Annotated in this window: 5 protein-coding genes and 1 pseudogene; 2 read left to right on the top strand and 4 right to left on the bottom strand. The window is 71.7% G+C overall.

The window, feature by feature from the left end; genetic code table 11:
• Positions 1-674 precede the first annotated feature (674 nt).
• Positions 675-863, top strand: a complete 189-nt coding sequence (locus tag ABJI51_RS05620; RefSeq protein ID WP_348947956.1) for a hypothetical protein — start codon at positions 675-677, stop codon at positions 861-863.
• A 181-nt stretch (positions 864-1,044) separates the two neighbouring features.
• Positions 1,045-1,446, top strand: a pseudogene (locus tag ABJI51_RS05615) (histone-like nucleoid-structuring protein Lsr2); the annotation flags it as partial.
• Between the two features lie 105 nt (positions 1,447-1,551).
• Here the strand turns inward: ABJI51_RS05615 and ABJI51_RS05610 are convergent.
• The 4 genes from ABJI51_RS05610 to ABJI51_RS05595 form a co-directional block, all read right to left on the bottom strand.
• On the bottom strand, positions 1,552-2,151 hold the full coding sequence (locus ABJI51_RS05610; protein ID WP_348947954.1) for a TetR/AcrR family transcriptional regulator: 600 nt from the start codon (positions 2,149-2,151) through the stop codon (positions 1,552-1,554).
• 28 nt (positions 2,152-2,179) lie between these two features.
• A complete protein-coding gene (locus tag ABJI51_RS05605) occupies positions 2,180-3,178 on the bottom strand; it encodes a hypothetical protein (protein WP_348947952.1) in 999 nt (332 codons plus the stop codon).
• Positions 3,175-4,617: an FAD-dependent oxidoreductase gene (locus ABJI51_RS05600; RefSeq protein WP_348948686.1), complete on the bottom strand. Its 1,443-nt coding sequence runs from the start codon at positions 4,615-4,617 to the stop codon at positions 3,175-3,177. Before ABJI51_RS05600 ends, ABJI51_RS05605 begins: the two co-directional genes overlap by 4 nt.
• Positions 4,618-4,719: 102 nt before the next feature.
• The gene (locus tag ABJI51_RS05595; protein WP_348947951.1) at positions 4,720-6,537 is read right to left on the bottom strand and encodes an OmpL47-type beta-barrel domain-containing protein; all 1,818 of its coding nucleotides are present in this window, start codon (positions 6,535-6,537) and stop codon (positions 4,720-4,722) included.
• Between the last annotated feature and the right edge of the window lie 100 nt (positions 6,538-6,637).

Raw genomic sequence — 6,637 nt, 5'->3', positions numbered from 1 at the left:
GGGGCCCTTCGGCGTTCCGGGCGCTGCGGGGCCGGCTGGTGTCGTGAATGAGTCATTCAGGGCTTCGGAGGTCCTGAATGACTCATTCACGACACCGCAGCCAGGCCAGCCCCGCCTCCCCGGGCTCGGCTCCGGATCGACCGGCCCGCGGGATACGGCAATTCCCGGGCTCCAGCGGCACCACAGGGCCCGCTGCCGCGCTCCTCCTCGCAATTCCCGGGCCCGGTCACCCCCGGAGGGCTCTGCAGGCGCCCTCCCGCATTCCCGCCCTGCGATCCTGGAGGCTCGGCCGGACAGGCTCCGGCATTCCCGCCCCACGGTCTTCACAGGCCTGGCCAGGCGCCTTCCCGCATTCCCGCCTTGTGATCCCCGCAGGCTCGGCCGGACGGGCTCCGGCATTCCTCCTCCTGCGGAACCCGAAGCACCCCGCAGGCGCCCTCCCGCATTCCTATCCCGCCGCCTCGGGGACCCCGCCGGCGGCCTCCGGCATTCCCGCCCCGGCAGCCCACGCGGGCGGTCCCGGCATTCCTGCCCATTCCGCCGCTCCTGAACGCCGTTTAACCCCACCCGGAACCGGTCCCGGCGGGCCACCCGCGGTTCGCGGAAGAATTCCTCGCCACACGGCAGGGTGATCCCCGTGGTTGCCTTCACCCCGCACCGGGTAGCCACCGCTCATGACCACCAACGAAAACCGGCCCGAAGAGCCCGCCGCGGACCTTGCCAGGAGCCGGCAGCACATCAAAGAGGCAAAAGAAGCCGCTCGGGAGGCCGTGCTGGCCGAGCCGGGCGAACAGGACACCGCTCCCGAGGTCGATCCGCCCTACCACCAGGGGGAGCAGGGCACGACGCCGTCCGGGAACTGAGCCATTCGGCCGGATTGACGCCGCAAAACCGGGCCGACGGCAGTCCTATCCGGACCCGTACCGGAGGGAAATTGCCGTACCGATCCCCGGGTGGATACACTCGACCGAAGAACGCCGACCATTGTGCAACTTGTCACATGTCGCGTTCGCCGGAGCGCACATCCAGCTGAGGAGCATTCACGTGGCCCAGAAAGTCCTCGTCGAGATCCTGGACGACATCGACGGCAGCACCGCCGCCCAGACCGTTCAGTTCGGCCTCGACGGCGTCACCTACGAAATCGACCTTTCGGACGAGAACGCCACCGCCCTGCGCGACGAACTGGCCCGCTACATCGCGGCAGGCCGTCGCATCGGTGGCCGGAAGGTCCGGGTCGCGACCGGTCAGTCGACCACGACCAGCACCACCGACCGCGAGCGCAACCAGCAGATCCGGGCCTGGGCCAACGCGAACGGCTACGAGGTCTCCGAGCGGGGCCGCCTGTCCTCCGAGGTGATCGCCGCCTACGAGCAGGCGCAGGCCGAAGAGGCCGAGACGCCCGCCGCGCCGCCGCGCAAGCGGGCCCCGCGCAAGAAGGTCGCCGCCGCCACGACGAACCGCGGTGGCCGCCAGATCCCTGGGGAAAGATCACGGCAACCGGCCCGTTGGCGGCAGGGGCTCCACCCCTTGCCGCCAACGGACCCCCGCGGCTCAGCCGCCCAGTGCCGGCCCGATCCAGCGCCGGACGAGGGCCCGCAGCTCGTCGTCGTCGCGCGGCCGCGTCGCCGGGTACTGCAGGAACGACATGAACAGCCGCATCAGGACCTCGGCGAGTCCCTCCAGGTCCTCGTCGGTGGTGATGCCCGCGGCGGCCCAGTCCACCGGCACCGTGCGCAGGATGCGCGCCCCGAACGAGAAGCCCAGCGGCGAAATCACGCCGTCGGTGAAGAAGTCCGCCTCCCCCGCCTGCAGCAGCAGGCCCAGGTGCGGTTCGCCGGGCACCGTCCGGACCGCGAACACCACCGACTCCACGGCCGCTTCGGCCGCGCTGCCGAACGTCGCCAGGTGCCGCGCCATCCGCCCGGCGAACTCCTCGACCCCGGCCAGCGCGACGGCCCGCAGGATGTCCTTCAGGCCCGGGAAGTAGCGGTAGACGGTCTGCCGCGTGACGCCGGCCTCCGCGGCGACGTCGGACAGATTCGTCTTGGCCAGCCCGACGCGGTCGAGGCACGCGGTCGCCGCCTCGACGATCCGGCGCCGCGCCTCGTCTTCGGTGCCGGGAGGGTTGCCCCGCCAGCCGTGGTGCCCCATGCGTCCCATCTTCCCCGACGCGCAGCGCTCACGAAGCGGCAGGTGCGCGGGACACCACGACGAGCACCAGCCCCGCCGCGGCGAAACAGGCGAGGGCATACAGACCACTCGCGACCGGAACACCGATGGCGAGTGCGCGCAGCCAGAACACCGCCATCCCCGCCAGGTAAACAGCCGGGAAGAACCGCACGAAAGCGGACACCGGCCGGTCCGGACGCCGTCCCGTGAAGACGAGCCAGGCACCGGCCACCCACACCAGTGCCAGCTCGACGCCGAGAATCCAGGCCCGCGCGGTGACGTCGTCCCCGGCGAACCCGGACGGGATGCCCGCGACCACCATGGTCAGCGGCGTCAGCACCCCCGCCAGTGCACGCCACCAGCCACGCAGGCGCACCACCAGGTACGTCATGCCCGCCATCGAAACCGAGGCGAACAACAGCATGCTGGTCATCGGCACCGACGCCAGCGCCGGCTGGTTCACGATCGTGTTGCCCGGATTCCACGCCCACCACTTCAGCGACGGGCCGACCTGGTCGAAAACCTCGTAGAACACCTGGCAGACGAAGGCGACGGCGACCGCACCGGCCGCCGGGCCGCGGCGCCGGAAGACGCCGAGCGTGCGCACGATCTCGTAGGCGAGCTGGCTGAACATCGGGTAGAACGCCACGATGTAGAGCGGCAGCCGGTCCGCCATGAACTGCACGGTGAACCGGTTGTGGGCGAAGATGAAGCCGTACAGCTCGTCGAGGCCGAACCACTCCGGGAAGTACAGCGGCGGCTCGGTGACGAAGAGGTAGACCAGCGACGCGCACCACAGCGCCAGGTTGACCGGGTCGCCGTCGCGGTACCGCCGCAGCGCGTGCACCAGCGCGAACACCGCGCCGCCGACGACGAGCAGCTCCAGCAGCGGCATCGTCCAGTCGGCGAGCGCCCACGGCGGGCGCACCGACAGCACCGGGGAAACGTCGTGGCAGTCGAAGCCGAGACCGCGGGTGACGGCTTCGGCGTCGGCGCCGCAGGCGGTCATCGCCCGGCCGTCACGGCGCTGTAGTCCGTGGCAGGCGGCTCGGCCAGCGGGTCGAACCCGAACGGCACGCGATGCCTGCCCAGTGCGGCGCGGACCCGGTAGCGCAGCAGCCCGGCGAGCACCCGCGGATTGCGCAGCATCTGCCCGAGCGACTCGTCGAGGTTGAAGACCTTCGCGAAGTGCTCGTCCACCACGGGGTATTCCCGGGCGGCGCCCACGATGAAGCTGAATGCGGGCCCGGACACGGCCGCGACGAGGCGCCGCCGCCACTCCGGCAGCCGCTCGGTGCCGACCGCGCACGCGTAACCCTGGTCGCGGGCCATGGCCAGGCGCCACGGGACGCGCAGGAGCTTGCGTTGCGCGGCGAGGAACTGCCGGGAGAACTCGCCGTCGACGTGCGTGGCACGGCCGAGGTGCTCGCGCAGCAGCAGGGCGGACGCGGCCGCGGAGCTGATGCCCTGGGCGTAGAAGGGGTTGAACGCGCAGATCGCGTCGCCGACGGAGGCCAGCCGCCGCGGCGGGGTGCGCAGGCGGTCGTAGCGGCGCCACTTGTTGCCGGTCGAGCGGGTCAGGTGCACCTCCGACACCGGGACGCACCGGTCCATGGCGTCGGCGAACAACGGCGTCCGCACCCGCCGGGCCGTCTCGGCGAACGCGCCGGGGCTGCGCGGCATCTCGAGTCCCCACGAACCCATGCAGGCGATGGCGCGGTCGCCCTCGATGGGGAAGAAGTTGACCAGGTACTCGTGTTCGGCGGGGTGGTCGCCCTTGTCCGGCGTCGGCATGACGACCAGGTGCCGCCACCACCAGGACGCGGGCCGTTCGGCGGGCAGGTCGTACCACCGCGAGGTGTAGGTGACCTTGGCGTCGAGGGTCTGCACCGGCGGCTCCGGCCAGCCCGCGGCCGCGAGCCAGGACGCGACGGAGGAGCCGCGGCCCAGCGCGTCCACGACGAAGTCGGCGGATTCCTCGCGGCCGTCGACGGTGACGCCGGTGACCTCGCCGTCGCGCGTGGTCAGCCCGGTGACGGTGACGCCTTCGCGGACGACGACGTTGGGCAGTGCGCGCACCTTGTCGCGCAGCACCCGTTCGATGAGGATGCGCGAGCTGTAGATCATGGTCATGGTGCCGCGTTTGCGGGCCGACCAGCCGGGCCCGTCGAGGTAGGCGGCGTCCATCGACGGCATGAGGTGCAGCCCGCCGGCGGCGACGAGGTCGGCTTCGAACCCGGGGAACAGCGCGCCGATGGCCCGGCGGCCCGAGTTGAGCAGGAAGTGCGGGTGCTTGCTCTGCGGCACGCCCCGCCGGTGTTCGGCTCCGGCGGGCAGCTCGTCGCGTTCGAAGACGAGCACCCGGTCGAAGAAGGGAGCCAGCGCCCCGGCGGCGCACAGGCCCCCGGCACTGCCTCCGAGGACGACGGCGGTCTTGCCCAGGCGCATGCCGACCACTCCCTGCGTCATTCATACAACGAGACACTGAATGTATGAATGACGCGGGAGCGTGTCAAGCCGTCCACTGTGGACCGGCCGACCCGGGACCGGTCAGAGGTCGGCGTGGCCCCGCTTCCCGGCCGCCGCGGGCGGGCCGCCGATGTCCGACTCGATGGCCGCCGTGATGATCCGGTTCCGGTCCGCCGTCGACAGCACCCCTCGGCTCGCCAGCTCCTGGGTCACCGCCTTCACGTGCTTGACGAACTGATCGTGCGAGGCGTACTCCGCGTTCTCGGCGATCACGTCGTTGATCGTGCAGCCGTTGCCCGTGTCGATGTTCTCGACCTGGCTGTCCACCCCGCCGATCACCACCGTCTCGCGGGTGTCCGACACCGGGCAGGCGTCCGGCGGCGGGGGTGCCGCGACCACCGTGAACGTCCCCGCGGCCTCCGGCGAGACGTTCCCGGCGACGTCCGTCGCCCGGGCCCGGACCGTGTGCGTGCCCAGCGACGCCACCACCACCGGTGCCGTGTACCGGGTCCACACTCCACTGTCCAGTTTGTACTCCGCCGAGTCCACTCCGGACTCCGCGTCGACCGCGGCCAGGGTCACCGTCGCCTGGCCGACGTAGTGCCAGCTGCCATCCTGCTTGCCGCCGACCTGCAGGGACACCGCCGGTGCCGTGGTGTCGCCGCCCGCCACCACGGTGAACGACACCGTCCCCTCCGGGGAGACGTTCCCCGCGACGTCGGTCGCGCGGTAGGTCACCGTGTGCGCGCCGGGCGCCGAAACCGCCACCGGCGCCGCGTACGGAGTCCACTGTCCACTGTCCACCCGGTACTCGACCGAGGCCACGCCCGACCCGGTGTCCGACGCCGTCACCGTGACGACGGCCTTGCCGACGTAGTGGCCGTCGGCGTCCTGGGTGCCGCTCAGCGAGGCCGACACCACCGGGGCCGTCGTGTCGCTCCGCACCACCGTGAAGTGGGCCATGCCTTCCGGCGAGACGTTCCCGGCGACGTCGGTCGCCCGGTAGTGCAGCATGTGCGCCCCGGCCGTGGAAACCACCACCGGCGCCGAATACGGCGTCCACGTCCCGCCGTCCAGCTGGTACTCCACCGACGCCACCCCGGACCCGGTGTCCGTCGCCGTGAGCCGGGCCGTGGCGACGTCGACGTAGTTGCCCGACGCGTCCTGGGTACCCGTGATCGAGGCCGTCACGGTCGGCGGGGTCGTGTCGCCCGGCCGCTCGACGACCGTGAAGTGCGCCATGCCTTCCGGCGACACGTTCCCGGCGACGTCGGTCGCCCGGTAGTGCAGCATGTGCGCCCCCGCCGCGGAAACGACCACCGGCGCTGAATACGGCGTCCACGTCCCACCGTCCAGCTGGTACTCCACCGACGCCACCCCGGACCCGGTGTCGGTCGCGGTCAGGGTCACCGTCGCGGACCCGAGGTAGCTGCCGGACGGGTCGCGGTCGCCCGTCACCGCCGCGGTCACCGACGGCGGGGTCGTGTCGCCGCCGCCGTCGGAGACGACGAACTCCCCCACCATCGCCGTGTGACCGGGGATCGTGCAGAAGTAGCGGTACCTGCCCGGCGTCAGGGTCACGACCGCTTCGTGACGGCCGTTCGCCGGGTCGAAGGGGTTGGCCAGGATGTTGAGCGAGACGTCGTGGTTGTAGCCCGGGGTCGAGGTGTCGAACGTCAGCGTGTGCGACATCCCGGTCGTGTTGCCGGTCGCTTCGCTGTTCTCGAAGACGATCGTGGTCTCGCCGGGCCGCGCCGCGGACGGCGCCGACGTGTATTCGGTCGTGCTGTTGCCCGCCGTCCAGGTGAGGGTCTGGACCGGCGCCGCCCCCGCGGGGGTGGCGAGCCCGAACACCGCCAGGACGACGGCCAGCAGCACTGCGATCGGTCGTGGGGACATCGCCGGAAGAACCTTCCTGGAGAGGGTCAGGAGGGGTCGTGGGGGGGGGAAAACCGTTCGCCACACGTGAACCCACAAACCCCCGCCCCGGCGCCCCCCA

Origin of the sequence: Amycolatopsis melonis, assembly GCF_040064235.1 — a bacterium.
GTDB lineage: Bacteria > Actinomycetota > Actinomycetes > Mycobacteriales > Pseudonocardiaceae > Amycolatopsis > Amycolatopsis melonis.
This window is presented reverse-complemented; position numbering and strand designations above follow the sequence as displayed.

Bases quoted from the DNA above. Each gene is read 5' to 3' on its own strand.
- ABJI51_RS05605 (WP_348947952.1), bottom strand. From the start codon at position 3,178: ATGACCGCCTGCGGCGCCGACGCCGAAGCCGTCACCCGCGGTCTCGGC.
- ABJI51_RS05610 (WP_348947954.1), bottom strand. From the start codon at position 2,151: ATGGGGCACCACGGCTGGCGGGGCAACCCTCCCGGCACCGAAGACGAG.
- ABJI51_RS05620 (WP_348947956.1), top strand. From the start codon at position 675: ATGACCACCAACGAAAACCGGCCCGAAGAGCCCGCCGCGGACCTTGCC.
- ABJI51_RS05600 (WP_348948686.1), bottom strand. From the start codon at position 4,617: ATGCGCCTGGGCAAGACCGCCGTCGTCCTCGGAGGCAGTGCCGGGGGC.
- ABJI51_RS05595 (WP_348947951.1), bottom strand. From the start codon at position 6,537: ATGTCCCCACGACCGATCGCAGTGCTGCTGGCCGTCGTCCTGGCGGTG.